The sequence below is a fragment of the Pseudomonas putida genome (assembly GCA_041879295.1).
Classification (GTDB): Bacteria; Pseudomonadota; Gammaproteobacteria; order Pseudomonadales; family Pseudomonadaceae; genus Aquipseudomonas; species Aquipseudomonas putida_Y.
The window spans coordinates 2889108-2913727 of record CP047152.1 but is presented as its reverse complement, the minus strand read 5'-3'; the positions used below and the strand labels follow the sequence as shown (position 1 = coordinate 2913727).

Sequence of the window (24620 nt, the reverse complement as noted above, 5' to 3'; positions counted from 1 at the left end):
ATGAACATCATCAACGCACGCCTGCGCGGCAAGCCTGGCCTGTTCCGCGTCGAACTGAACGGCGAGCGCATTGCCGCCATCGTGCCCCAGCCCGACGTCGTGACGCCCGCTACGGTCAATGATCTGGACGCCGGGCAAAACCTGGTGGTCGCGCCTTTTGTCGAGCCGCACATTCATCTTGATGCCACGCTGACCGCGGGCGAGCCGAAGTGGAACATGAGCGGCACGTTGTTCGAAGGCATTGAGCGCTGGTCCGAGCGCAAGGAAATCACCACCCACGACGACATCAAGACCCGTGCGAAAAAAACCATCGGCATGCTGGTGGACCACGGTATCCAGCATGTGCGCACCCACGTCGATGTGACCGACCCGAAACTCACTGCGCTCAAGGCCATGGTCGAGGTACGTGACGAGGTGCGTGAGCTGATCGACCTGCAGATTGTCGCCTTCCCGCAGGAGGGTATCGAGTCGTACGCCAACGGCCGGGCGCTGATGACTGAAGCCGTGGCGATTGGCGCCGACGTCGTCGGCGGCATTCCGCATTTCGAAAATACCCGCGACCAAGGGGTATCGTCGGTGAAGTTCCTGATGGACCTGGCCGAGCGTACCGGCTGCCTGGTGGACGTGCACTGCGACGAGACCGACGACCCGCAATCACGTTTCCTCGAAGTGTTGGCCGAAGAAGCGCGGGTACGCGGCATGGGGGCCCGGGTCACGGCCAGCCACACCGTGGCCATGGGCTCGTATGACAATGCGTATTGCTACAAGCTGTTCCGCCTGCTCAAGCTGTCGGGCATCAACTTTGTGTCGTGCCCGACCGAGAGCATTCACCTGCAAGGGCGCTTTGACAACTACCCGAAACGTCGTGGCGTTACCCGCGTCGCCGAGATCGACCGCGCCGGCATGAACGTGTGCTTCGGCCAGGACTCCATCGTCGACCCGTGGTACCCACTGGGCAATGGCAATATCCTGCGCATTCTCGAAGCCGGCCTGCACATCTGTCACATGCTCGGCTATGAAGACCTGCAGCGCTGCCTGGACCTGATTACCGACAACAGCGCCCGCACCCTGAACCTGGGCGAGCGCTATGGCATCGAGGTGGGTCGGCCGGCGAACCTGTTGCTGCTGTCGGCGCCGGATGATTACGAGATGGTGCGCAGCCAGGGGCACGCGTTGGTATCGGTACGCAATGGCAAGGTGCTGATGCAGCGCACGCCAGCGCAGGTGCAACGTTTGCGCTGACGCTGTTGTCGCCTCAGGTGCACAGGGCTGCCAGGGCGTAGCTTGCGACTTGTGCATCCTGCACTGCCACACCGGTCAGGTCCGCCAAGGTAATCTGGCTGTCGTGCTCACGCCCCTTGGCACGGCCAGCCAGCAGCGTACCCAGCTCGATCAGCTGGTGAGCGTCGATCTGGCCACTGCCGAGGGCATGGGCCACTTCGCCGTACTGGCTGCACTGCGCGATGGCGTCGACGATGATGCGGTCCGCCCTGGCCACCAGTGCCGGGTCCAGTTCCTGCTTGCCGGGCGCATCGGCACCGACGGCGGTGATATGCGTGCCCGGCTGGACCCAATCGCTGTGCAACAGCGCCTGGCGAGAAGGCGTGGTGCAGACGATCAGGTTTGCCGCGCCCGCAACCTCGGCAGCATCCTGCGTGCTGTGCACTGCGAAGCCCAGCTCGCGGGCAAATGCCGTATAGGCCGCAAGCCCGCGTTCATGCCGACCCCAGACAATCACCTGGCGACAATCAGTAACAGCGCGAAGCTGCTCAAGCTGCATCTGCGCCTGCATGCCGGTGCCGAGGATGCCAATGGCCTTGACCTGGGCCGGCGCCAGCAGCCGGGCAGCGATACGCCCGGCCAATGCGGTGCGCATGGCAGTCAGCCAGCCTTGGTCCTGCAGCAGTGCCAGCGGCTGACCGGTGTGTGCAGACAACACAAGCATCAGACCGTCATTGCTCGGCAGGCCCTTGGACGGGTTGTCGTAGAAGCCTGTCGAAAGCTTGACGGTGAAGGTCGGGCTGCCTTCGATGTAGGCCGACTTCACGCAACAGTCACCGTTCGCGCCCTTGAATGCGAAGCCCTGCACGGGCGGCACCTGCACCTTGCCTTCGGAATAGGCGATGAAGCCTTCCTCCAGTTGGCTGACCGCGAGCTCCGGGTTGAAGCGGGCGATGATCTGCGCCTTGCTGAAGACCTTCATTGAACGGCCTCGAGGAACTTTTCCAGCAGGATGTTACGGCCACACAGGATCACCGCGACACGCTTGCCCTGATAGCGCTCGGCGAGCTTTTGCATGCCGGCGACCGCAACCGCTGCAGCGCCTTCGATGATCCAGCGCTCACTGCTGGCGATGTCGCGCATGGCGCAGCGGATTTCGTCCTCGCTGACCAGCACAGTATCGGTGAGCAGCGCCTGGCAAAGCGGGAAGGTGATCGAGCCTGGCTCGACGCCGCCAGCCGTGCCGTCCGACAGCGTTTCGCAGGCATCCAATTCGATGATTTCACCAGCCTTGAGTGATTGCTGCAGCGTTGGGTCATTCGCCGGCCAGCAGCCGATGATCTCAGTGCCCGGCTTGAGGACGCGCAGGGCGGCGCCGATGCCGGAAATCATCCCGCCACCGCCCACGGCAACGAACACCGCGTCCAGGTCTGGCGCCTGCTCGAACAACTCCATGCCGATGGTGCCCTGGCCGGCAATGACTTGCAGGTCGTTGTAGGGGGACACGAAGGGTACGCCGTGGGCCTCGGCTTGCCTGGCTGCTTCCAGCTCTGCACTCAGCGGGTCGGTAGGCAGGCAGACCACTTCGGCGCCCAGCGCGCGCATTGCCTCTATTTTGTATGCCGATGCGCCCGTGGTGGTGTAGACCTTCACTGGCACGCCAGCCATCTTGCCGGCCAAGGCCAGTGCCTGCCCATGGTTGCCGGAAGAGGCGGCTATCACCCCCTGCTTGCGCACCTCAGCCGGCAGCAGGCGCACCTTGTTGCTGGCACCGCGAAACTTGAATGAACCGGTGTGCTGCAGGTGTTCGCATTTGAGCAGCACTTCACAGCCGGTCAGTGCCGACAGACGGGCGCTGCGTGTCAGCGGCGTGATGCTGACGGCGGGGCGCAGCGCGCCGTGGGCTTCCCTTATGGACGTGTACAGTGCATCGAGGTATCGGGCATCGACAACGGTCGGTGAAACAGTAGCGACTGGCATGCTGCGCTCCTTGTGGAATATTTATCCACAGTAGAATATCAATCTACTCAAGGCAAGTGGGCGAGGGCAATCGCTGGCAACACCCTGACAGGCTGCCAGTTCGGCCAAGCGGCGGGTAGTTAGCCCTTGAGCTCTTTCAGGTACTTGTAAACGGTGGCTCGACCCATGCTCAGAACGTTCGCGACATAGTCAGCACCACTTCGCCCTTCGAACGCGCCTTCAGCGTACAGCGCCTGCACCAGGCTGCGTTTATCCTTCATCTGTAAAGTCTGCAGCGACAAGCTGCGCTCTTGCAGCCAGGCATGCAGGAAGGTGTTGATACGTTCCTGCCAGTCATTGCGGAACAGCGAGTCAGGTTGCGGTACCAGCCGGCTCATCTGGAAGAACGCATCGAGCGCCACGCGGGCTTGCTCCAGTACCGACACGTTCAGATTGATGCACATCAGGTATTCGGGGTCGCCCTGCGAGTTGCGCAGTACGGTACTGATAGAGCGGATCTTCTGGCCGTTCCAGTTGAGCTTCTCGTAAGGGCCAAGGTTGGCACCGGCAAGCACATCGTCCAGTTCGTGATCGATCGCCGAATCATCGCCCAGCTTGCGCCGGGAGAAGTTGTTGGCGATGTGCACGACCGTCTGGCTGTGCAGTTCATGGACGATGACTTCAGCGTGCGGATACAGCAGCAGGGCGATGCTGTCGGCGATTGCCTTGTAGTTTTCCAGGGTCATTTTCTGTCGGTGATCGGTGCTGGACTTCCATGGTGGCGGCAAAGCGTTACCGACACAAGGTGGCGAGCCTGCAGCTTCCGTTGCCGGTCACCACTTCAGCAATGCCGGTTTCGGTGGCTGCATCGACGGAATCATCGGAGTGTGGGTCTGGCGCTGACTTCAACCATTGATGAGTTGTAGCACTTTAGCAGGCTCGAGTATCGGCAGCGGCAAAACGACAGATGCCCAATAATAATAATGATCGTCCTCAATGTCTCTCGCCAGCCAGACGGTAAAAGGGCTAGGTTGGTCAGCGGCAGGGGTGAAAACGCCACTTTTATCGATATTGCCATTCCCTGTGATTCTGACCCATTGGGTATTTTCCGCACTGACTTCAATCGGTTCATCGTGTTCGAAACTTGAGTAGAACAGGGTGAGTTTGACTTTTCCTGAAGAAAGGGATGCTTTAAAAAAGTGGGTCTCCCCGAACAAGGGTGTCAAGAACGTCGACGTCGCGTATTGACTGCCAACTTGCGCCTTGATTACATCGGCGACCAATGGGTATTCAGGCACTGTCGCCGACAACGCTGCGGGGACATTGGTTTTGTTGTTTACCTCAAGTATGACAGCAGGGTCAAGAGGGGCGGGTGGGTAGTAAAACCAGCTTCCGCTCTCTTGTTTCAGCTCACCCAGTGCCTCACCGTCAAAGGTGAATTGGCTATTGGGGGTTGCAGGCTCCAACGTGAGCGCCTGCTTTTCAGCACCCGCATACACTTCCTTCAGTAGTGGGTAGATTGACGCAGGCACTGCAGGTTCAGAGGCGCTATCTGTAGCCTCGAACGCGCTATTCAGCGCGAATTCGGCAGAATAAGCACCGCTCGCTGGATAGTAGGCGCCATTCATGAAATCTATCATTTCCTTCGGCGCGAACAATGACACAGCTGTGTCCCTGTCTCGGGGTGGGTGACCCTGCTTCAGCTCGGGGAAGGCGGTGTCCTGATAGATAATCCCAAACCCCACAGGTCCGGTTAGTCGTTCGCCGTTAACGCTCAAGGTGTCCGGGCTTGAGGGCGTCGAGGGCGCTGGAACCTGGAACAGCATGAGGGGGTCGCCGTCTGTGAACTGGCCGATGGTATCACCCAATAGTATCCCGGTGGGTGGCACGGCAGAGGGTAGTTTAATACCGCGCTCTTGTATGAGGTCGTCCACCATTTCTTTAGGGTAACCACTGCCGTTATGGTGAATTGTAGCCCCAGCGGGCAGCCTAAGCGTAAGGCTTCCTTCATTGTCGATTGTATACTTGAGTGGCGCTGACAAGGTCATCATCACGACAACGTCGGCGTCAGAATACCAAGCCTGATTGATTTCATAAATGCGCTGGGTGATGGTGCCTGAGCGTATTCTTGTGCGAAACCCCATGTACCTCAAGACGCGCTGAACGACCAGTAACAGGTCTTCGCCGAAGCGCATGAAGGCGGTGCCTAGATCGAGCGCTCCAAACTTGTAAACGCCGAAGTCGGCCTCCTCGTCATAGATGATTTTTTCGCTGAGGGTGTTGCGTTTGCGTGACGCATGGCGCTCCCAGTACTCGTTTAAATCTGGCTTGGACAATATCGTCATGATCGAGGGTTGACTCAAGTCCTTGGGGAGCATCGCGATTCACCACTGTTGTGTACTTGTAGCCGATTAACTCCCGAAAGTGGATTGCAGTAAACCGTTAGAAATGGCAGTTGACAGAGGGGCATATTTGCGACCAAGGCACCAGGCGCGCGCATGCAAAAAAGTGATTATGAGGCGGTAGGAATTATTTGCAGGTGCCATGCGTTATCTCCATAATTGGCATGTCATTACGTGGTACATAACATAGTACGAATTTTTAGGAGCACGCATGGCCCGGGGCGGTATCAACAAGGTGGTAGTGCAGCAAGCGCGTCAGGCGCTGATTGCCCGGGGCGAGAACCCCAGCATTGATGCCATACGTATCGAGCTGGGCAATACCGGCTCCAAGACCACGATTCACCGCTACCTGAAGGAACTGAACGGCCAGCAGCCGATGGCTTCCGAAGGGGGCGCCGCGCTCAGCGATGTGCTTAGTCGGCTGGTCGGGCAGTTGGCAACCCAGCTGCAGGACGAGGCCGATCTGAAGATCGAACAGGCCGAGAGCACTTTCACGCAACAGCGCGAGACGCTTGAGGCGCAGCTGGAAATCGCCCAGCAGGCACGGGCTGCAGCGCACCAGCAACACAAGATCGATGCAGCAGCATTGGCTGCAGAGACAGAAAAACTGTTGTCCACGCAGAGCACGCTGCAAGCCGAACAGCTGCGCAGTGCCAGCCTCAACCAGTCGCTGGGTGAGTTGCAGGTGCGCCTGGCTGACAAGGACGAGCAGGTCAAATCGCTGGAAGACAAGCACCGCCATGCCCGTGACGCCTTGGAGCACTACCGCAATGCCAGCCGTGAACAGCGTGAGCAGGAACAGCGCCGCCACGAAGCGCAGTTGCAGCAGATGCAGGTGGAATTACGCCAGTTGCAGCAGGGCATGATCATCAAGCAGGACGAACTTACCCGCTTGCACCGTGACAATGAGCGGTTGCTGGGAGAGCATCGTCAGGCGGCCAGTGAATGCCGGGCGCAGGATGAGTTGCTGGAACAGCGCGATGCGCAGATCCAGGGCCTGCGCACGATCCTGGCCCAGGCACAAGGCGCCAGCGAAGAGATGCGCCGCCAGTTGGATGTGCAAGCCCAGAGTCTGGAAGCCAGACGGGACGTGTGCGCCGAGCAGGCGCGGCAGTTGCAGTGGCTCGAGGAACAGTTGAAGGCACGCGACGAGGCGTTGGCGCAGTGTCGGGCGCAATTGGGCTCGGTTGCAGATTAATCAAACTTTTCCTGGCGGGTGGTTTCTTCCTTAGACACTCACCGGAGACAACGCCATGCCTGGATCTCAACCACCACGTAAAGAGGGGCCTCACTCGACCGAGCAGGCCGATAAAAAGACAGGCCTTGGTTTCGACCCCGACTCCCCGGATGTCGAAGACCCTCAAGTCGACCCGCAGGGCCCGGCCAAGCCGCCTAGAGACATTGAGAAAAAGCAGTGAACCACGGCCTTGATGACTGGCCTCATCGCCGGCAAGCCATGCGCTATCCCTCGGGGCGGGCTTGCTGGCGACAAGACCAGACCAGGTAAGTGTCAGCCCTCGGCGCGCCTGGCGGCCTCTACGCCTGCCGCCGACAGCTTGATCGGGTAGTGCACGCTGATCTGATGATCACTGCTTACCGCCACGCTACCGTCGTGAATCAGACCGGCTTCCTGCAGCGTCTTGAGCATGCCGGCCACCGCCTTTTCGCCGCGGTAGTTGTCCAGCACTTCCTTACCCAGCCCTTCGGGGTGGGCATGCAGCAGGCGGGTAAGTACTTCGGTCTTCAATGCATCGTTACTCATGAGGGGCCTCACTTGCCGTGCTTGGACTGAAGAGCCTTGGCCTGCTCCAGGTGCTGTTCGAGTTTGGGCAGCGTTTCGCTGGCAAAGGCTTTCAGCTCGGCCTTGTCGGACGAAGCAGCCTCCTTCTTGAACAGTTCCACCGCTTTTTCGTGAGCGTCGACCTGATTGTTGAGGTACGCCTTGTCGAAGGATTCATCGCGCCATTCCAGGATCATTTTCTTGACCTTGTCGGTCATTGCGGCCTCATCCGGCACGGAAATGTCCAGTTTGACGGCTATGTCGCTGAGTTTCTGGTTGGCCTGGGTGTGGTCGGTGACCATTTGCCGGGCGAATGTCTTGATCTCGGCGTTCTGGCTTTTCTCCTGAGCCAGCTTGCCAGTCACCACTTCGGCAATACCGGCCTCGGTGGCCGCTTCGACGAAATCATCGGAAGTCGCCGCCATTGCGTGTACCGATGCCAGGCCCAGCACCATGGAGAAACCAACGCGTCTGATGAAGAGACTATTCATGCTTCACTCCTTAAACCGTGGCGCGACCTCAGTGTCGCGTACGGTTGAGGGTGAAGGCGTGGCAAAGGTTTAATCTTTTTCGCTGCCGGTTTAGACCGCGCGACACTGAACTATAGGGTGAGAGGCGGCGAAACGCGCAGACGCATTGCACAACGCCCACTGTGACCGTGAGCATGCTCGCTCGCGAGGATGCTCTGGAGTCGTTCGCAAAGCCGGCTTTCCTGAAGCATCTCAAACCCGAAACGTGCATAGAACGGCGCATTCCAAGGCACATCCACAAAGGTGGTCAGTGTCAGCTCACGTACACCGGCGCAGCGCCCTGCATCGACCACTTGCTGCAGCAACTGGCGCCCGACACCTTGCCCTTGGGCCTCCTGGCGCACCGATATTTCATGAAGGTGCAATGCATGATCCGCCAGCCGGGCGCATGCAAAACCCACAATGCACCCAGCCCCGTCCTGCGCCACCCAACTACCACCTGCCTCGACGAAAGCCCTGTGCGCCGAACAGTCCATGACTTCGCCTTGCGCCAGCCAGGCCAGTGCCGGCCAACTGACAAATGCCTGGGCTGCCGAGCGCTCGACGTCCGGCAGCCACTCTATGTCCTGTTCAAGGGTAGGGCGGATAAGCATGAATCACTCCTGTCGTTCTAATCCGTCGCCAGCACCTGCGGCTTTAATTGCCAGCGCACCGAGCTTACACCTTTCTCCAGGCTGACCCTGCTGACCAGGCGCTCCAGTTGCGCCGGCGCCTGCGCGGTGCCCAACAGCTCCGCGCGCACTTCCAGGCGCGCAGGGTTGTCCAGGTCCTGGCTCTGCAACGACTGCAGGCGCAGTTGTGGGTCGCCCAGGCTATGCAACATCAGGCTACGCACCTGGATCTCATCCTCGCCGCGACAGACGATACGGACTTCGAAATGCTGTTCCACCTCGTTGGCCGGCACCACATCCTGACGGTCGAGGCGCTGGGCGATATCACGCAACAAGATGTTGGCGCAGAGCACCACCAGGCTGCCCAGTGCCGCCTCCATCATCAGCCCGAGGCTGCACAGCACGCCGACCGCAGCCGTGCACCACAAGGTGGCCGCGGTGTTCAGGCCACGTACATTGAAGCCATCGCGCATGATGACACCACCGCCGAGAAAGCCGATGCCCGACACCACATAGGCTGCGACGCGCGACGCATCGGCAGGCGCCATGCCTGGCACCGCCTGGGTCATCAATACGAACAGGCAGGCACCGGTACTGACCAGCGCATTGGTGCGCAGGCCGGTCAGGCGCTGGCGCAATTGCCGCTCGGCACCGATCAGCGCCCCCAGCACCAAGGCAATGCTGACGCGCAGCAGAAATACTTTCCAATCCATAGCAAACCTCTTCCGCAGGCATACGCCCGCATGAACGCCATCAGTTGGCGCGGTTGAAAAACCAGAAATTGCGCAGGACCACGAGGAGGGAAGGAGAAGCGGGGTTACAGGAAACCACCGTCTTGCCGGAGCGGCCAGACAGTGCAGAACACTGCCGGGCTAGCGCGCCACGCGGGCCTGTCGCAAGCGACTGGGGCTACTGTCCAAGGCAGGTCTCCTGTTGAGGAAGGCAAAATTGCGTCGCGGACCATACGCCGCGTGGCAGAGCAGGTCAAGGGCAAAAACATGACAATGGCTTCATGCGGGAACGGCCTGCAGCCGGTCACGCCCACATGGAAAAAAACCTGGGCAGCCGGTAACCTTGCGCCTCCCTTTGCCATCACCCGGACCGTTCCATGCTGTTCAATCTCGCCGTATTGTTCGGCACCCTGGTGGCCATGGAGGGCGTTGGTACGCTAGCTCACAAGTACATCATGCATGGCTGGGGCTGGTGGCTGCACCGCTCGCACCATGAGCCACACCTGGGCATGCTCGAAACCAACGACCTGTACCTGGTGGCCCTGGGGCTGATCGCCACGGCGCTGGTGGCACTGGGTAAAAGTGGGTATGCGCCTTTGCAGTGGGTGGGCGGTGGTGTGGCAGGCTATGGGGCGCTGTATGTGCTGGCCCACGACGGCTTCTTTCACCGGCATTGGCCGCGTAAGCCGCGGCCGGTCAATCGCTACCTGAAACGCTTGCACCGTGCGCACCGCTTGCATCATGCGGTGAAGGGGCGCACGGGGGGTGTGTCGTTCGGTTTTTTCTATGCGCCGCCGCTGAAGGTGTTGAAGCAGCAACTGCGCAGCAGGCGCAGCCAATCGTGACGCATCCCTGACAGGCCCGGCACCTCCGGGCATTGAGTGACGTCAGTTCACTGGTTCACCCTTGGGGTCTGCCGCCACATGCCCGCGGCTCACCCACCAGCCAAAACCGGCCGCGGTAAAGAACATGATCAAGCTGTACAACGCAGCCGGCACCGCCATGGTCGCGTTGTTCAGCAGCGAAGGGCTCAACGCCAGGGCAATCGCCAAGGTCCCGTTATGGATGCCAATCTCCATACCAATGGCAATCGCCTGACGCTTGGGAATGTTCAACAGCCGCGGCACCCAATAGCCCACCGTCAGGCTCAGCAGGTTGAACAGCAGCGCCGCCAGGCCCACCACCGGTGCGTACTCGACCACCGTCTGCCAGTCCTTGGCCAGTGCCAGGACGATGGTGAAGGCCAGGAACAGCGCAGCCACCAGCTTCATCGGCTTTTCCATGCGCGCAGCGAACGCCGGGGCAAAATGGCGAATCAGCATGCCCAGCGCCACCGGCAGCAAGACGATGGCGAACACCTGCATGACCTTGGCGAACTGCAGTGGAATAGCCTGGTCCGAGGCCATGAACCAACTCAGCGACAGGTTCACCAGCAACGGCATGGTCAGGATCGCGATCAGTGAGTTGACCGCCGTCAGGGTGATGTTCAACGCCACGTCACCGTGGGCCAGATGGCTGAACAGGTTGGCCGTGGTACCGCCCGGCGAAGCAGCCAGCAGCATCAACCCCACTGCCAGGGCAGATTCCAGGCCAAAGCCGTTGGCGATCAGGAAGCACACCAGCGGCAACAGCAGGATCTGGCACACCAGGCCCACCACCACGGGCTTTGGGTACTTCACTACACGAGCGAAGTCAGCCAGGGTCAGTGACAAACCAAGGCCAAGCATGATGATGCCCAAGGCTAGCGGGAGAAACGCAGTAAGCAGGGGCGAGGCGGTCATGAGTGGACTCTCGGGCGAAGGATCTGCAGCAGTGTAGGTCACCCTTGATTGATAGCTAATTGCAAAGGGCCAGCTCTTGGTAACCGTTTGTTACCAAGCACAGCTGCTGCCGAGGCTGCATGCCGCATTGCAGCAGGCATGCAGGCGAAGTAGCATTCCGCTTTTACCCTAGGATTAGCCTGATATGCCGTTCCAGCAAGGTCTGCTTGCCACCCCGGTGCCGGCCCACGCCCGTCACCTGTTCTTCACCCTGCAGTCGCCCGAGGCGTTGCCTGCCGCGCTGGATGCCTTGCTGCCGCAGGTCGATGGCGAACAACTGTTGCTCGGCATAGGCGCCCCCTTGGTCAAGGCTCTGGGCCGTGAAGTACCAGGCCTGCGCGCTTTCCCGCTGCTGGATGCCGCAGTGGAGAACCCCAGCACCCAACACGCCCTGTGGCTGTGGCTGCGTGGCGACGAACGTGGCGACCTGCTGCTGCGCGCCCAGGCCCTGGAGCAGGCGCTGGCACCCGCCCTGCAGTTGGCCGACAGCGTTGATGGCTTCCTGCACCGCGGTGGCCATGACCTTACCGGTTACGAAGACGGCACCGAAAACCCGGTGGACGAAGATGCCGTACAGGCGGCCATTGCCGCCGATGGTTCCAGCTTTGCCGCGTTCCAGCTGTGGAAGCACGACCTGGAATACTTCAAGTCGCTGCCCCAGGCTGACCAGGACAATATCATCGGCCGCCGCCTGAGCGACAACGAAGAGCTCGACGATGCCCCCGAGTCCGCGCACGTCAAGCGCACTGCCCAGGAAAGCTTTGAACCCGAAGCGTTCATGGTCCGTCGCTCGGTAGCCTGGGCCGACCAGCGCGGCGCCGGCCTGGCCTTCGTCGCCTTGGGCAAGAGTTTCGATGCATTCGAAGTGCAATTGCGGCGCATGAGTGGCCTGGAAGACGGCATCATCGACGGATTGTACCGCTTTAGCCGCCCGCTGACGGGTGGCTACTACTGGTGCCCGCCGATGGGCGAGACGGGGGTTGATCTGGGCCCATTGCTGCATGCCTGATCATTAAACATCCAGATACAGAAACACCCGCAGGCGAGTGACAGAGCGGCTAGCCTTGAAAGTTTCCGGTTCGTGACGGGAGATTTTCCGTGTACGCACGTCGTGATGTCCTACGCGCAGGTGCAGCTTTGGGGTTGCTGGCTGCCGCCAGCCGTTGGCTGCACGCTGCGGTGCCAGCGGGTTTGCTGGCCCGTAAAGTACCGTCCACCGGCGAAGCGTTGCCGGTGATCGGTGCCGGTACTTCCGGCAGTTTCGAGGTAGAAAGCGGCTCCCCCCAATATCTTCAGCTCAAAACCGTGCTGAAGGCGTTCTTCGAAGGCGGCGGCCGGGTGATCGACACCTCGCCCAACTACGGGGGGGCCGACAGCATTCTCGGCCAGTTGCTGGAAGAGGGCGGCTGGCACCGCCAGTGCTTCATTGCCACCAAGATCGCCGCCAATAGCCGGGCTGAAGCCCAGGCGCAGTGGGTCGGCAGCCTCAAGAGCCTGCGTACCGACAAGGTGGACTTGCTGCAGATTCACAACCTGCGTGACTGGCAGACCCAGCTGCCTTATGCCCGCGAGCTGAAGCAGCAGGGCGGGACACGTTATGTCGGCATCACCCATTACCTGAACAGCGGCCACGATGACGTCGCCCGTATCGTGCGCAGCGAGCCGCTTGACTTCATCCAGATCAACTACGCGGTCAACGCCCCCGCCGCCGCCCGTGAACTGCTGCCACTGTGTCAGGACAAGGGTGTTGCGGTACTGATCAACCGGGCCTTCGACGATGGCCGACTATTCGCCCGGGTCAAGGGCCAGGCCTTGCCGGGCTGGGCTGCCGAAGCAGGCATAGGCAGCTGGGCACAGCTATTTCTCAAGTTCGCCATCAGCCACCCGGCAGTGACCACGGTCATACCTGCTACCAGTCGGCCTGATCGCCAGCTCGATCAGCTCAAGGCGGGGCATGGGCCAATGCTCACCCAGGCGCAGCAACAGGCGCTGATCAAGCAGTTTGCCTGACACCATGCAAGCCTGGCGGCGCCTGGACCAAGCGCTGAACATCCAGCCTGGGGAGGGGCCGGCGGTAGTCGCCGGTTTGCTTGTGTTCTACCTGCTGTTCACCGGTTACTTCATGCTGCGCCCGGTCCGCGAAACCATGGGCGTTGCCGGTGGCGTGGAAAACCTGCAGTGGTTGTTCACCGGCACCTTCATTGCCACGTTGGCGTGCCTGCCGCTGTTTGGCTGGCTGGCCTCCAAGGTGCAGCGCAGGCATATCCTGCCTTGGACCTATGGTTTTTTCGTCAGCAACCTGTTGCTGTTCGCGGCACTGTTGGCCGGTAACCCTGACGATCTCTGGACCGCCCGGGCTTTCTACATCTGGCTGTCGGTGTTCAATTTGCTGACGATCTCGCTGGCCTGGAGCGTGCTCGCCGATCTGTTTTCCACCGCCCAAGGCAAGCGGCTGTTCGGCCTGCTGGCAGCCGGGGCCAGCCTGGGCGGGCTCAGTGGTCCCATGCTTGGCACCTTGCTGGTGGCGCCGCTCGGCCATGCCGGGTTGCTGGTGCTGGCGGCGCTATTGCTGCTGGGCAGTGTCGGCGCGACACTGTTTCTGCAACGTTGGCGAGCACGCCAGCCCGTGCCGATGCAAACCCGGCACCAGGACTCTCGGCCGCTGGGCGGCAACCCGTTTACCGGCGCCACCGCCGTCCTGCGCTCGCCCTATCTGCTAGGCATCGCTTTGTTCGTGGTGTTGCTGGCCAGCGTCAGCACATTCTTGTACTTCGAGCAGGCGCGTATTGTCAGCGAAACCTTCACTGACCGCACCCGGCAGACACAGGTGTTCGGCCTGATCGACACAGTTGTGCAGGCCCTGGCCATCCTTACCCAGGTCTTTGTTACCGGGCGCCTGGCCCGTCGGCTGGGGGTCGGTGTGTTGCTGGTTGCAGTGCCGCTGGTGATGGCTGCCGGTTTCTTGTGGCTGGCACTGGCCCCGGTTTTCGCCCTGTTCGTGGTGGTAATGGTGGTGCGTCGGGCGGGTGAATACGCATTGGTACGGCCGGGGCGGGAGATGCTGTTCACCGTGCTGCCCGCCGAGGACAAGTACAAAGCCAAGAACTTCATCGACACGGTGGTCTACCGTGGCGGCGATGCCCTGAGCGGCTGGGTCAAGCGTGCGCTGGACGTGTTGGGCGAGCACCCGCAATTGGCGATGCTGATCGGTGCGCTGCTTGCCGTGGGCTGGGCCGCGACAGGTGGCTGGCTGGGTCGCCGCCAGGCGCGCATGGATAGCCCGCCGCACCACTGACACGCGCGCCAAATATGGCAATGTCGCTTATTTAATGCCACCGGTCCGAACCTCTCGTAATAAAGCGAATCTGCCGATATCGCCGAACTCCGAATCTGTGTACGGCAGCTTGCCGTGCATTCCGAAGTCATATGAGGTTTGAACACCATGGCCACTAAAGACAACAGCCGCACCGGCAATCAGCAAGGGAGCCAAGGCGGCAACAAGAACCCGGGCAATTTCGCCAATGACCGTGAAAAAGCTTCCGAAGCCGGTCGCAAGGGCGGCCAGTCCTCGGGCGGCAACATGCCCCACGACCGCGAGTCGGGGCACAAGGGCGGCCGTTCGTAACTGTGTTTGTAACTGACCGAGGCGCAGTGCCGGGGCGACCTGGCACTGCAATCATCGAAGGGGGTACCCATGCGACTGACTCCACTGATCATCCTGATGGGCTCGCTGAGCTTGGTCGGCGGCTGTTTCGACCGCGACAATGACCACCCCGGCAAAGATTCCGACCCCAGCAAACCTTCGCTGCAGATGCAGCAACCTGATTCCAAGCCTGCACCGCAGCCTGCGCCCGACCCCGAGCCGATGCCGGGCCAAAAGCCGAGCCAATAAGTAGACAAGGAGCACGGCATGACGGTGATGAACCGCAACACCGCAGGCGCTGCGCAAGTGGCCATCGAATCGACCAGCCTGCGACAACGCTACCAAGCAATGCTCGCAGGCCAGGATGCTGGCAGCGCCTCATGGCTGGAGGAGCAACTGGCGGGTGCAGCGAGCATGCCGGACGACTTGCCCGACACACCGTCCGAGTTGCCGGCCTGGAGCAGGATGCACACTGCCAAGGTTGCCAAGGCCTACACCCATTACCGGGCACAACGCCGTCAAGGCATGCCACGGCGCTACTTTTCCAACCGCGCCCACGCATTGTGGTTCCTGCAACAGGTTGCGCCGACCAAGGCCGTGGACGGCGCCTGGCTGCAGGGCACCCTGTATCACTGGCGCGATCCACGTTATCACGGGCTGATTCGCACCTATCTGGAAGAGCTCGGCAACGGTGATCCACGCTGCAACCATGTGCTGATCTATCAGCGCCTGCTTGGTCGCCTGGGTTGCGTAGAGGCCATGCCCCTGGATGACACACGTTATCTGCAAGGGGTCCTGCAACTTGCCTTGGGGCGGCACTGCGACACTTACCTGCCAGAGTTGGTTGGCTACAACCTCGGTTATGAGCAGCCACCGCTGCATTTGCTGATCACTACGTACGAACTGGCCGAACTGGGCATCGACGCGCAGTATTTTCAGCTGCATGTGACCATCGACAATGCCGCCAGCGGCCACGCCCGCCTGGCAATTCAGGCGCTGAACCAGCTAAGCCCCGCGCATGATACGCAGGCGTTCTACGCCAGGGCGCGCATAGGCTACCGCCTGAATGACCGGGGTATCGCCACGCCAGACCTCATCCGCCAGTTCGACCTGCAAGGCGAATTGTTTGCAGCCCTTGAGCGCAAGCGGGTCTATGGCCAGTTGATGCATGCCGACCATTGCCGCCTGCAGCAGCGCACGATCAATCAATGGCTGGCCGAACCCGGCGCCATGCCCGCATTCGTTGCCGCATTGCAGGCTCAGGGTTGGATCCGCAGAGGGCAGCCGCCAGTAAACAGTCGCTGGTGGACGCTGATCGACGGGCCGACCGCGGCGATGTTCGGGGTGTTCAACGCCTATGAAAAACAGCTATGGCATGACTGGATCGCCGACGATTGGCAGCCGTCCATCCGCCGCGTGTCCCCTGGCAGTTGGGGGCTGCCCGAGGTGCCTGAAGATATACCCAAGGACGCTTTGAATGTGCCCCCCAAGGCCTTGATCCAGAGGATGGCCGGCAACCACCACGCCACGCCGGACGGCTTGTGTGCCACGCGCGCCTACATGCGCGTAACCGGGCTGCGCCAGGAGGAACCACGTTGATGATGCTCGCTCACAGGCAAATCGAGGCAGACCAGGCGTTGCTACAACTGGGACAGCGCCTGCGCGCCGATGGATACCGCTTTACCTGCGTGACACCCGCCACTCACGCGCGCGTCAATGCCCGCGAGGGCTGCGTGCAGGCCAGCACCCTGCGCGATATATTCGGCTGGAGCCGACCTTTCGAGCCAGGTTTGCTGTCGGCAGATCAGTTACTGTTGCTCGAACGTGCGCAGGCGTTGGTTGCACAGGGTGAACGGCTGATCAGCACGGTACGCTGGTCCAGCCTGGATGAATTACTGTTGCTGCATTCGGCGTATCCAACCGACGCCAGCGATGCCGTGTTCTTCGGCCCGGACAGTTACCGCTTTGCCCAGGTCATTCGCGATCACCTCCAGCACTGCACCGAGCGGGTCGAGCATGCAGTGGATATCGGTTGTGGTAGCGGGGTGGGCGCCTTGCTGATTGCCCGCGCCGCCCAGCACGCGCGGGTCAGCGCCGTTGACATCAACCCTCTGGCGCTGCGCTATACGGCAATCAATGCAGCCTTGGCGGGTGTGAGTAACCTTTCGGTCGAGCCCAGCGACTTGCTGGACGGTATCAGCGGTACGTTCGACCTGATCGTTGCCAACCCGCCCTACATGCTTGACCCCAACGCCCGCATCTACCGTCACGGTGGCGGCGCGCTAGGCGTCGACCTGTCACTGCGTATCGTGGAGCAGGCTCGCGAACGGCTGAGCCGCCACGGTACATTGCTGCTGTACACCGGCGTGGCCATTGTCGAAGGCCGCGACGCCCTGCTCGAAGCCATCCGCCTGCGCCTGGCCGGTCCGGACTGGGCTTGGGTGTATCGGGAAATCGACCCCGACGTATTTGGCGAGCAACTGGCTGAGCCAGGCTACGAACAGGTCGAGCGCATCGCCGCCGTGGCGCTCACCGTTACCCGCAGCCGCTGAGGCAGCATGATACGGCCCTGCACGTGCTGCGTCATGGTACCCATGCCGCTCTGCCTGGCACAGGCCAGGGCAGACGGGCTTGGCAAAGGGCAGGCGTTAAGCGCCGTGGTGGCTGCCGGGACTTGCATTTAGCCCGGGTTGACCGACAATGGCCGCGCCCTTTGCAGCCACTCGGAAACACCTGCTCCATGATGCTGATCAAGCGATTCCCCGACATTTCCCTGGATGACACGCTGTTCGTCTTTGCCCTCGAGGCCGAGGCTGGCGATGTCTTTACCGAGGTGAACACCGTGTTCACCGGCATTGGCAAGGTCAATGCCGCTATCGCCCTGACCAAGGCGATTGCAACGCGCAGGCCCAGACTTATCGTCAACCTGGGCTCGGCTGGCAGCCAGCGTCATGGCAAGGGCGAAGTCGTGTGCTGTAACCGCTTCGTACAACGCGACATGGATGTGACCGCGCTGGGCTTTGCCCGCTATGAAACGCCCTTGTCCGATACCCCGGTGGTACTCGAGCACGGGGCGATAATTCCCGGCCTGGCGGTGGAAACCTGTGGAAGCGGTGACAGCTTCGAAATCAACCATGGCGACGCGCCTTACGACGTGGTCGACATGGAAGCCTACGTGCTGGCATTGATCGCGCGTGACGAAGGTATTCCGTTCGTGTGCCTGAAATACATTTCCGATGATGCGGGCAGCGAAGCCGCGGGGGATTGGGCGGTACAGGTGCACCTGGCGGCCGAAGCGTTCAAGCGGGTGCTGTTCAGCCAGGCGTAACGGTTGCCGCAGGGCAGGGCAGCTAAACCTTTGTCGCCGGGCGCAGTCACTTCTGGTATCAGCAGGCAACCCTGGGAGCACCCTCATGGCTCGGGCAATCTGGAAAGGCGCCATCAGTTTTGGCCTTGTGCACATCCCCGTGGCACTCAATACCGCCGTGCGCACCGAGCGTGTGGATTTCGACTGGCTGGACAAGCGCAGCATGGAGCCGGTCGGCTACAAGCGGGTGAACAAGGTGACCGGCAAGGAAATCGACAAGGACAATATCGTCAAGGGCGTAGAGTTCGAGAAGGGCCGCTACGTGGTGATCAGTGAGGAGGAGATCCGTAAGGCCCGGCCCGAAGCGACCCAGACCATCGATATCTTTTCCTTTGTAGAAGCGGGCGACATTCCGCTGCAGCATTTCGATACGCCGTACTACCTGACACCGGACCGCCGTGGCGGCAAGGTGTATGCCTTGCTGCGCGAGACGCTGGAAAAGACCGGCAAGGTGGCCCTGGCCACCGTGGTATTGCATACCCGGCAGCACCTGGCGCTGCTGCGGCCCCTGGACGATGCGCTGGTGATGATCACCTTGCGCTGGCCTGAGGAGGTGCGAGGGCTGGAAACGCTGGAGCTGGACTCCAGCGTCACCGACAGTAAGGTGGAGAAGCGCGAGCTGGAGATGGCCAAGCGCCTGGTAGAGGACATGAGCGGGCCCTGGAAGCCTGAGGATTATCATGACGCCTTCCGCCAGACGATCATGGACCTGGTGGAAGAGAAAGCCAGCAAGGGCAAGATCGAGGCGGTGGAGAAGGGCGACGCAGGTGGGGCCGAGAAAGGTGCGGACATCCTCGACCTTACCGAACTGCTCAAGCGCAGCCTGGGTGGCAAGAAACCGGTGAAAAAAGCGCGCAAAGCTTCATGAACACTGCCGAAATCCCAGTGATTTCAGGACTGCGCCTGTAACCCGGCTAAATAATCCCCAAACCCCTCGCGGGCGCGGCTATCGCGCCGGCTGCTGGTGGCCACACTATGCCTGGCGGTCCAGACGATCTGGGCACCGCTGGCCTGCAGGTCGCTGACCAGTTGCACATCTTCATGCGCCGCCAGGGGCTGGAAGCCACCTACACGCTCATAAGCATCGGTACATACCCCCAGATTCGCGCCGTGCACATGCCGATGCCCTTCACACGCCTGGTAGCGGCTCTGGTACAGCTTGCGCAGCGCGGCGGTCTGCCAGGGTTGCCAGTAATCGACATGCACGGTGCCGCAAACCACCTCGGCGCTACAGGCCAGCTGCGACAGCAGCCAGTGCGCAGGGACTTGGCTGTCCGCATCGGTGCACGCCAGCCACGTGGCGCCACGCTCGACCATGTGCGCCGCCCCAACACGACGTGCCATGCCGACATTACCGGCATCCACCTCCAGCGTGTGTACGCCGAAACGCCGCGCCACGGCGGCGCTGCCGTCGCTGCAGCGGTCCAGCACTACCAGCACTTCCACGCGCAGTCCCGCTTGCTGCATCTGCCGGGCAGCCACCAGCACCGCCCGCAGGCATCGCCCAAGGCGGCGGGCTTCGTTATGCGCAGGGATGACAACGGCGATCATGGGCACGTCTCATCGAGATCGACAACGCTTGGCTGGCATGACCAGCACTCCAGCAAAAAGTCCGCCTCCTCATGCCGGAACTGCTGATGCAACGGCAAATGCCGGGTCAACATACGGTGCACCTCGCGACCATCCTGCGGGCAACCCGCGATAGGGTGCTTCCAGTGGCAGGCCAGTAGCGTGCCGTCGTAGCCAAGGCTGGCCACCGACTGTTCGATCACCTGCAGCCAGTCGGTGGGATCAAGGTAATAGCCGACCTCGCTGAGCACGATCAGGTCAAAGCGGCCGCCCGGCCAGTCCCCTGGTAGCCGGGCCCGCTCGACCGTAGCATTGTGCAGGTGCGCCAGGCGTTCCCGGGCCAGGCCTACGGCCGTCGGGTCCAGGTCCTGGCATAGCAGGTCAGCGCAGCGCTCGGCCAGCAGCGCACTGAGCTCGCCATTCGCGCAGGCTGGCTCGAACACACGCTGATAGCACTGCCGTGGCAAGCTGGCCATCACCAGCTCGCGTTTGCGCTTCTCATACCAGCGGGTGCGAAAGGCCCAAGGATCTTCATTGGTGGCGTATAGCTCGGCAAAATACTGAGGATCGAGGCTCATGACAGCTCCATTCAAAGGAACACCAGTTCGAAAGGTTGCAGAAGGCAATCCAACAGGTGCGGCGGTAGCACCGGCGGCTGCTCGCCGTCCGGCTGCAGCTGGCTGACGTGAGCGGCCAAGGCTTTGCGCTTGCGTGCCAAATGGCTTTCATCGAGCTGCAGACGGTGCGCACGGGGCCATGGCAGGCGCGGGTCGTCAGGCTCAGCCCAGTGCCAGGCCCAGACCGGTACCTCAGCCAATTGCACCCCACGGGCTGCAGCCGCCTGCGCAGCAGCGCGGCCGACGGCCTCGTGATCGCAATGGCCGTCACTGCGCCAGGTGGCCATCAGCAGATCATTGGGGCGAAGTAACTGCGTGAGGTGACTGGCCAGAAACGCTTCTTCGCGCGGCAACTGGCCGTCCTTCAGATGGAGCCTGCGCCAGTCCAGGCGCTCAAGGTCAAGGTCGAGCTGTTGCAGGGCCTGTCGGCTTTCCTGAGGGCGTTGGCGGCGCAAGCGATGCTCGGTCCAATGGCTGGAGCCGGGGTGGCTGCCTTCGCCGTCGGTGGCGGAGATCAGCACCAGCTCATCCTCGCGCCCTTTGAAGCCTGCCAGCAGGCCGCCGGCCATGAGAATTTCGTCATCCGGATGCGGCGCAATCAATACCAGCCGGCGCCCCGGCGGGCACAGTTGGCGTGCGTCGAGCCAGGTTGCACGCGCCAGGTGCGCGCTATGCTGCCAGGCTGTCCAGGGCGTGCCACCGGCGGACTGGATCAGGTTCTGGTTCATAGCTGCCATACCCCCGCTGGCAAGTGGACCAACTGCTGGCCCAGCATCGCCAGATCGCGCTCGGCATGGCTCTGGCGAAGGAACACCGGCAGGTCGGCGCTCAGCCGGGCAAAATGACTGCTGCGACAGAACGGCGTGGCCCCCAAGGCACGACCGACGTGGCTGATAACCTGCTCTACGGCCTGTTCTACCTGGGCGCGGGTGCGGCGAACTTCGAAACTGGCATCCACGCCGGGCTGTTGATCGATCCAGGCAGCGCATTCACGCAGTGATGCACGGGCGCCATGCAACGCAGCGTCCACAGCCCCCAGATGCGCATCGGCATGCGGGTCTGGGCGGGGTTTGCGGCAATGCTCACGCAGGTAATCCGCCAGCGCCTCGGCCGCGCCGTACCAGCAAGCGGCGATACCCGCACCGCCTTGCCAGAAACCAGGACGCGAGAGGTATTGGCCTGGCGTGCCAATGAGCGTGCCTGGAGTATCGTTGAAAGCCACCTCGACACTGGCGGTGGTGGCCATGCCAACGGCCTGCCAGTGTTCGATGTTCAGCCCCTGGCTTGGCTGTGACAGCTCGATTGCCACCAATTGCGGCTGCTCGGCCTCATCCCAGGCGGTAATCAGCGCGCGATCGATCTGCAAGGCACCTGAACACCAGGCTTTGGTGCCGTTCAGGCGCACCTGGTCGCCTTCACGCGCAGTGATGTGGACACGTGCATCGGGCGGCTCTGCCGCCCACACGCCCCAAATGCCGTCGTTGGCGTGGTGCGCTGCGCCACATTCCGCCAGGATCGCCAGGGCATCGGTATGGCCCTCATAGAGCTTGGCCAGCGCCAGGTCGCAACCGGCCACCCGTGCCAAGGTCTGCCAGCGACGCAAGGTGTTGCCTTGCCCCGGCAGCGGCAGCAGGTCGAGGTGATCAGCTTGCAGCGCCTGGATCAGTTGCCGCAATTGGGTATCCAGATTGAGCGGTAACTGGCGTTCGCCAAAGGTGCGTAGAAGGCGGTCAAGGGTGGTCAGATTGAAGTCCTGAACGATGCTCATGGTCGGGCCTCCCGGGTCGTGTCCAATCGCTTGGTCGTCATCATTCGAGCCCTAGCTGCTTGCGCATGCGCGCGGTGATCGACTGGCGTACCTTGCCCATGTCGGCCCAAGGGTCGTCGACCTCCGCCAGGCGCTCGCGCAGGTTGGTGATGTTCCATTGGTTGGCGGCTTTGATGTGCGCCAGCTCATCACGCCAGATAGGCACCGATACAGGCAGCCCCTCACGGGCACGCAGTGAGTAGGCGCACGCCGTGGTGGCGCCCTTGCCGTTGCGCAGGTAGTCGATGAAGATGCGTCCCACGCGATTTTTCGGCCCCGACACCGCGCTCAGGCGCTCCGGAAACAGCTTGGCCAGGTTACCGACGATGGCGTGGCTGAAGTCTTTGACCTCGTCCCAGCCGGCTCGCCGGGTCAAGGGGACAACGACGTGAATACCCTTGCCACCACTGGTTTTCAGGAACACCTTCAGGCCCAGTTCGTCTAGCAGGGTGAGGGTCAGTTGGGTCGCCTCCACCATCGCCTTCCAGGGCAGCGCGGGGTCAGGGTCCAGGTCGAGCACGAAACGGTCCGGTTTGTCGAAATTCTTGTCCGTGGCGTTCCAGGTGTGCAGTTCCAGCATGTTCATTTGCACCGCGCCCAGCAGCGTGTCCGGGCGATTGATGACCATCGCCGCCTGGCCTGCCTCGTCCTTTTCGTAGCTGAGTACGTTGGGTATATGCAGCTGGCCCGCGTTTTTCTGGAAGAACAGCTCTCCGCCCAAGCCGTCCGGGGCGCGCACCAATGCCACCGGGCGGTGCTTGAGCTGGGGCAGGATCCACTGGCTGATGCCGGCGTAATACTCGGCAACCTCGCGCTTGGTCACCCCAGTTGAAGGATCGATGACCCGGTCGGGGTGGGTCAGCCGCAGTTCACCCAAGTTTTCAGGCGCCTTGGCCTGCTTGTTGCGGTTGGATACAGTCTTGGCGGGCATGGCGCGCTCCAGGTCAATGGCGGTTGCTGCCTTGTCATCGCGCAGGCCGTGGAATACCGAATGGCGCACGATGCCGTCACGGGTCATTTGGGCATAGGCAACTTCGGCCAACAGCTGCGGCCGCAGCCAGTGCACACCACGCGCCTGGGCACCGGCGGGCGGCGAGGGCAGGGCTGGCTTGGCGATTTCCAGGGGTTTGAGCCGCGCGTGGATGCTGGCCAGTGTCGTGGAATTGAAGCCGGTGCCTACCTTCCCGGCATAGCGCAGCTCGCCACTGTCATTGTCGTGCAGGGCCAGCAGCAGGGCCCCAAAGCCGCTCCGGCTGCCTTTGGGGTCGGTGTAGCCGACGATCACGAATTCCTGGCGTTGCTTGCACTTGAGCTTGATCCAGTCCGGGCTGCGGCGGCCGCTGTAAACACTGTCAGCACGCTTGCCGATCAGGCCTTCCAGCTTCAGCCGGCAGGCACTTTCGAGCAGTGACTCGACAGGTTCGTCGAAGTCGGCGGAGTACTTGATGACGTCGGAATGGTTGTGCTCAAGCAGTTGGCGCAATGTATCGCGGCGATTTTGTAGCGTTAGCTGCCGCAGGTCTTGACCGCCCAGAAATGGCAGGTCGAACAGGTAATAGGTGATGTGTTCGTCGTGCTCGGTATCGAAGGCGTTCTGCAACGCCTGGAAGTCAGCCATGCCATTCTCATCAGCCACCACCATTTCACCGTCGAGCCAGGCCGAGTCGATACCGAGCGCGCGCAGGGCGGCAACCTGCCGGGGCATCTTGCTGCTCCAGTCATGGCCGTTGCGGGTGAACAGGCGGATGTCCTGGCCCTTGATGCGGGCCAGGATACGGTAGCCATCGAACTTGACTTCGTAGCGCCAGTCGCCGCTGGGTGGAGAATCCACTAGCGTGGCCAGCTGCGGCTGCAACTGCGCTGGCAACGGTGCAGTCTGAGCTTTGCCGGGGCGTTTACGACTACTGCGCGGTGTAGCGGCTTTTTTTGCAGCGGGTTTGCGCGGCACCAGCGTGCGCTCGCTGAGCACGCTGTCGGGCAGGGCCTCGACAATGCTGTACTCCGCTTCGCTGCGCGCCTGGGCATCGTGTGACTTGACCAGCATCCATTGCTCTTTCTTGCCGGCCAACTGGGTGCGGAATAGGTTCCACACGCCGCCAAGCTTCTCACCTTGCAGGCGGAAACGCAGCTTGCCTTTGGCGTAGGCTTCATGCGCATCGCCTTCAGGCTCCCAAATGCCACGGTCCCAGACGATCACATCGCCTGCACCATAGTTGCCTTCAGGGATATGCCCCTCGAAATCGGCGTAGTCCAACGGGTGGTCCTCCACATGCACTGCCAGGCGGCGCACCTTGGGGTCCAGCGATGGGCCTTTGGGGATCGCCCAGCTTTTCAAGGTGCCATCGAGTTCCAGGCGGAAGTCGTAGTGCAAGTGGCTGGCGTCGTGTTTCTGGATGCAGAACTGCAGCGCATGAGCCCGCTTGCCCCGGATGCGTTTGCCGCTGGGCTCGGGTGTGGCGTTGAAGTTGCGCTTGCGCGTGTATTCCTGCAGGGGCTTGGCCATGGCGGGCTCCGGGCAGATCACAGTCTCTAAGGTGGGAGGCGTCGGCCGAGGCGGTAGTTC

Annotated in this window: 26 protein-coding genes and 1 pseudogene; 13 read left to right on the top strand and 14 right to left on the bottom strand. The window is 61.8% G+C overall.

Features of this window, described 5'->3' with window-relative positions:
- Window positions 1-1242: a cytosine deaminase gene (codA, locus tag GST84_13175; protein XGB13269.1), complete on the top strand. Its 1242-nt coding sequence runs from the start codon at window positions 1-3 to the stop codon at window positions 1240-1242.
- Window positions 1243-1255: 13 nt separating this feature from the next.
- Here the strand turns inward: codA and GST84_13170 are convergent, their stop codons facing one another.
- From GST84_13170 to GST84_13155, 4 genes are all read right to left on the bottom strand, one after another.
- Complete coding sequence (locus GST84_13170; GenBank protein ID XGB13268.1) at window positions 1256-2203, bottom strand: ornithine cyclodeaminase family protein; 948 nt, start codon at window positions 2201-2203, stop codon at window positions 1256-1258.
- Window positions 2200-3201 (bottom strand): threonine/serine dehydratase, encoded by a 1002-nt coding sequence (locus GST84_13165; GenBank protein XGB13267.1) that lies wholly within the window; start codon window positions 3199-3201, stop codon window positions 2200-2202. The genes GST84_13170 and GST84_13165 overlap by 4 nt, the downstream gene beginning before the upstream one ends.
- Window positions 3202-3320: 119 nt before the next feature.
- Window positions 3321-3926: a hypothetical protein gene (locus GST84_13160; protein ID XGB13266.1), complete on the bottom strand. Its 606-nt coding sequence runs from the start codon at window positions 3924-3926 to the stop codon at window positions 3321-3323.
- Between the two features lie 159 nt (window positions 3927-4085).
- Window positions 4086-5558, bottom strand: coding sequence for a hypothetical protein (locus GST84_13155; protein XGB13265.1), 1473 nt, complete (start codon window positions 5556-5558; stop codon window positions 4086-4088).
- A 235-nt stretch (window positions 5559-5793) separates the two neighbouring features.
- Between GST84_13155 and GST84_13150 the strand changes: the two genes are divergently transcribed.
- Window positions 5794-6780 carry a cointegrate resolution protein T gene (locus GST84_13150; protein ID XGB13264.1) on the top strand — a complete coding sequence of 329 codons (987 nt, stop codon included), beginning with the start codon at window positions 5794-5796 and terminating at the stop codon, window positions 6778-6780.
- Between the two features lie 312 nt (window positions 6781-7092).
- Here the strand turns inward: GST84_13150 and GST84_13145 are convergent, their stop codons facing one another.
- The 4 genes from GST84_13145 to GST84_13130 form a co-directional block, all read right to left on the bottom strand.
- Window positions 7093-7344: a hypothetical protein gene (locus GST84_13145; protein XGB13263.1), complete on the bottom strand. Its 252-nt coding sequence runs from the start codon at window positions 7342-7344 to the stop codon at window positions 7093-7095.
- An 8-nt stretch (window positions 7345-7352) separates the two neighbouring features.
- Complete coding sequence (locus GST84_13140; GenBank protein ID XGB13262.1) at window positions 7353-7853, bottom strand: DUF4142 domain-containing protein; 501 nt, start codon at window positions 7851-7853, stop codon at window positions 7353-7355.
- Between the two features lie 110 nt (window positions 7854-7963).
- Window positions 7964-8485 carry a GNAT family N-acetyltransferase gene (locus GST84_13135; GenBank protein XGB13261.1) on the bottom strand — a complete coding sequence of 174 codons (522 nt, stop codon included), beginning with the start codon at window positions 8483-8485 and terminating at the stop codon, window positions 7964-7966.
- 17 nt (window positions 8486-8502) lie between these two features.
- Entirely contained in the window at window positions 8503-9216 is a 714-nt protein-coding gene (locus GST84_13130; GenBank protein ID XGB13260.1) for an MgtC/SapB family protein, read from the bottom strand.
- A gap of 395 nt (window positions 9217-9611) precedes the next feature.
- On the opposite strand from GST84_13130, the gene GST84_13125 reads away from it, so the two are divergent.
- Entirely contained in the window at window positions 9612-10079 is a 468-nt protein-coding gene (locus GST84_13125; protein XGB13259.1) for a beta-carotene hydroxylase, read from the top strand.
- A 42-nt stretch (window positions 10080-10121) separates the two neighbouring features.
- Here GST84_13125 and GST84_13120 read toward each other — a convergent pair whose 3' ends face one another.
- A complete protein-coding gene (locus GST84_13120; GenBank protein XGB13258.1) occupies window positions 10122-11015 on the bottom strand; it encodes a bile acid:sodium symporter family protein in 894 nt (297 codons plus the stop codon).
- Between the two features lie 184 nt (window positions 11016-11199).
- On the opposite strand from GST84_13120, the gene GST84_13115 reads away from it, so the two are divergent.
- From GST84_13115 to GST84_13070, 10 genes and pseudogenes are all read left to right on the top strand, one after another.
- Window positions 11200-12063: a Dyp-type peroxidase gene (locus GST84_13115; protein XGB13257.1), complete on the top strand. Its 864-nt coding sequence runs from the start codon at window positions 11200-11202 to the stop codon at window positions 12061-12063.
- A gap of 89 nt (window positions 12064-12152) precedes the next feature.
- The gene (locus tag GST84_13110) at window positions 12153-13064 is read left to right on the top strand and encodes an aldo/keto reductase (protein XGB13256.1); all 912 of its coding nucleotides are present in this window, start codon (window positions 12153-12155) and stop codon (window positions 13062-13064) included.
- A 4-nt stretch (window positions 13065-13068) separates the two neighbouring features.
- Window positions 13069-14349: an MFS transporter gene (locus GST84_13105; GenBank protein ID XGB13255.1), complete on the top strand. Its 1281-nt coding sequence runs from the start codon at window positions 13069-13071 to the stop codon at window positions 14347-14349.
- Between the two features lie 147 nt (window positions 14350-14496).
- Window positions 14497-14679 (top strand): stress-induced protein, encoded by a 183-nt coding sequence (locus GST84_13100; GenBank protein ID XGB13254.1) that lies wholly within the window; start codon window positions 14497-14499, stop codon window positions 14677-14679.
- Between the two features lie 69 nt (window positions 14680-14748).
- Window positions 14749-14946: a hypothetical protein gene (locus GST84_13095; protein XGB13253.1), complete on the top strand. Its 198-nt coding sequence runs from the start codon at window positions 14749-14751 to the stop codon at window positions 14944-14946.
- 18 nt (window positions 14947-14964) lie between these two features.
- Window positions 14965-16296 (top strand): iron-containing redox enzyme family protein, encoded by a 1332-nt coding sequence (locus GST84_13090; GenBank protein ID XGB13252.1) that lies wholly within the window; start codon window positions 14965-14967, stop codon window positions 16294-16296.
- Window positions 16296-17249: a methyltransferase gene (locus GST84_13085; protein ID XGB13251.1), complete on the top strand. Its 954-nt coding sequence runs from the start codon at window positions 16296-16298 to the stop codon at window positions 17247-17249. The genes GST84_13090 and GST84_13085 overlap by 1 nt, the downstream gene beginning before the upstream one ends.
- Window positions 17250-17263: 14 nt before the next feature.
- A pseudogene (locus tag GST84_13080) lies at window positions 17264-17381 on the top strand (carboxylate-amine ligase).
- A 56-nt stretch (window positions 17382-17437) separates the two neighbouring features.
- Window positions 17438-18025: a nucleosidase gene (locus tag GST84_13075; GenBank protein XGB13250.1), complete on the top strand. Its 588-nt coding sequence runs from the start codon at window positions 17438-17440 to the stop codon at window positions 18023-18025.
- 85 nt (window positions 18026-18110) lie between these two features.
- On the top strand, window positions 18111-18932 hold the full coding sequence (locus GST84_13070; GenBank protein ID XGB13249.1) for a Ku protein: 822 nt from the start codon (window positions 18111-18113) through the stop codon (window positions 18930-18932).
- Window positions 18933-18955: 23 nt separating this feature from the next.
- On the opposite strand, the gene GST84_13065 is transcribed toward GST84_13070, so the two are convergent.
- The 5 genes from GST84_13065 to ligD are packed head-to-tail and all read right to left on the bottom strand — an operon-like array spanning window position 18956 to window position 24560.
- Window positions 18956-19615 (bottom strand): glycosyltransferase, encoded by a 660-nt coding sequence (locus tag GST84_13065; protein ID XGB13248.1) that lies wholly within the window; start codon window positions 19613-19615, stop codon window positions 18956-18958.
- The gene (locus GST84_13060; protein ID XGB13247.1) at window positions 19612-20211 is read right to left on the bottom strand and encodes a methyltransferase domain-containing protein; all 600 of its coding nucleotides are present in this window, start codon (window positions 20209-20211) and stop codon (window positions 19612-19614) included. The genes GST84_13065 and GST84_13060 overlap by 4 nt, the downstream gene beginning before the upstream one ends.
- Before the next feature lie 11 nt (window positions 20212-20222).
- Window positions 20223-20978: a PIG-L family deacetylase gene (locus tag GST84_13055; protein ID XGB13246.1), complete on the bottom strand. Its 756-nt coding sequence runs from the start codon at window positions 20976-20978 to the stop codon at window positions 20223-20225.
- Window positions 20975-22018: an acyl-CoA dehydrogenase gene (locus tag GST84_13050; protein ID XGB13245.1), complete on the bottom strand. Its 1044-nt coding sequence runs from the start codon at window positions 22016-22018 to the stop codon at window positions 20975-20977. Before GST84_13050 ends, GST84_13055 begins: the two co-directional genes overlap by 4 nt.
- 40 nt (window positions 22019-22058) lie before the next feature.
- Entirely contained in the window at window positions 22059-24560 is a 2502-nt protein-coding gene (gene ligD, locus GST84_13045; protein ID XGB13244.1) for a DNA ligase D, read from the bottom strand.
- Window positions 24561-24620: the final 60 nt, after the last annotated feature.

Coding starts and splice junctions, on each gene's coding strand:
- GST84_13065 (XGB13248.1), bottom strand. CDS start 19,615: ATGATCGCCGTTGTCATCCCTGCGCATAACGAAGCCCGCCGCCTTGGG.
- codA (XGB13269.1), top strand. CDS start 1: ATGAACATCATCAACGCACGCCTGCGCGGCAAGCCTGGCCTGTTCCGC.
- GST84_13120 (XGB13258.1), bottom strand. CDS start 11,015: ATGACCGCCTCGCCCCTGCTTACTGCGTTTCTCCCGCTAGCCTTGGGC.
- GST84_13140 (XGB13262.1), bottom strand. CDS start 7,853: ATGAATAGTCTCTTCATCAGACGCGTTGGTTTCTCCATGGTGCTGGGC.
- GST84_13055 (XGB13246.1), bottom strand. CDS start 20,978: ATGAACCAGAACCTGATCCAGTCCGCCGGTGGCACGCCCTGGACAGCC.
- GST84_13100 (XGB13254.1), top strand. CDS start 14,497: ATGGCCACTAAAGACAACAGCCGCACCGGCAATCAGCAAGGGAGCCAA.
- GST84_13060 (XGB13247.1), bottom strand. CDS start 20,211: ATGAGCCTCGATCCTCAGTATTTTGCCGAGCTATACGCCACCAATGAA.
- GST84_13130 (XGB13260.1), bottom strand. CDS start 9,216: ATGGATTGGAAAGTATTTCTGCTGCGCGTCAGCATTGCCTTGGTGCTG.
- GST84_13105 (XGB13255.1), top strand. CDS start 13,069: ATGCAAGCCTGGCGGCGCCTGGACCAAGCGCTGAACATCCAGCCTGGG.
- GST84_13115 (XGB13257.1), top strand. CDS start 11,200: ATGCCGTTCCAGCAAGGTCTGCTTGCCACCCCGGTGCCGGCCCACGCC.
- GST84_13050 (XGB13245.1), bottom strand. CDS start 22,018: ATGAGCATCGTTCAGGACTTCAATCTGACCACCCTTGACCGCCTTCTA.
- GST84_13145 (XGB13263.1), bottom strand. CDS start 7,344: ATGAGTAACGATGCATTGAAGACCGAAGTACTTACCCGCCTGCTGCAT.
- GST84_13070 (XGB13249.1), top strand. CDS start 18,111: ATGGCTCGGGCAATCTGGAAAGGCGCCATCAGTTTTGGCCTTGTGCAC.
- ligD (XGB13244.1), bottom strand. CDS start 24,560: ATGGCCAAGCCCCTGCAGGAATACACGCGCAAGCGCAACTTCAACGCC.
- GST84_13135 (XGB13261.1), bottom strand. CDS start 8,485: ATGCTTATCCGCCCTACCCTTGAACAGGACATAGAGTGGCTGCCGGAC.
- GST84_13160 (XGB13266.1), bottom strand. CDS start 3,926: ATGACCCTGGAAAACTACAAGGCAATCGCCGACAGCATCGCCCTGCTG.
- GST84_13090 (XGB13252.1), top strand. CDS start 14,965: ATGACGGTGATGAACCGCAACACCGCAGGCGCTGCGCAAGTGGCCATC.
- GST84_13155 (XGB13265.1), bottom strand. CDS start 5,558: ATGCTCCCCAAGGACTTGAGTCAACCCTCGATCATGACGATATTGTCC.
- GST84_13085 (XGB13251.1), top strand. CDS start 16,296: ATGATGCTCGCTCACAGGCAAATCGAGGCAGACCAGGCGTTGCTACAA.
- GST84_13170 (XGB13268.1), bottom strand. CDS start 2,203: ATGAAGGTCTTCAGCAAGGCGCAGATCATCGCCCGCTTCAACCCGGAG.
- GST84_13150 (XGB13264.1), top strand. CDS start 5,794: ATGGCCCGGGGCGGTATCAACAAGGTGGTAGTGCAGCAAGCGCGTCAG.
- GST84_13095 (XGB13253.1), top strand. CDS start 14,749: ATGCGACTGACTCCACTGATCATCCTGATGGGCTCGCTGAGCTTGGTC.
- GST84_13075 (XGB13250.1), top strand. CDS start 17,438: ATGATGCTGATCAAGCGATTCCCCGACATTTCCCTGGATGACACGCTG.
- GST84_13165 (XGB13267.1), bottom strand. CDS start 3,201: ATGCCAGTCGCTACTGTTTCACCGACCGTTGTCGATGCCCGATACCTC.
- GST84_13125 (XGB13259.1), top strand. CDS start 9,612: ATGCTGTTCAATCTCGCCGTATTGTTCGGCACCCTGGTGGCCATGGAG.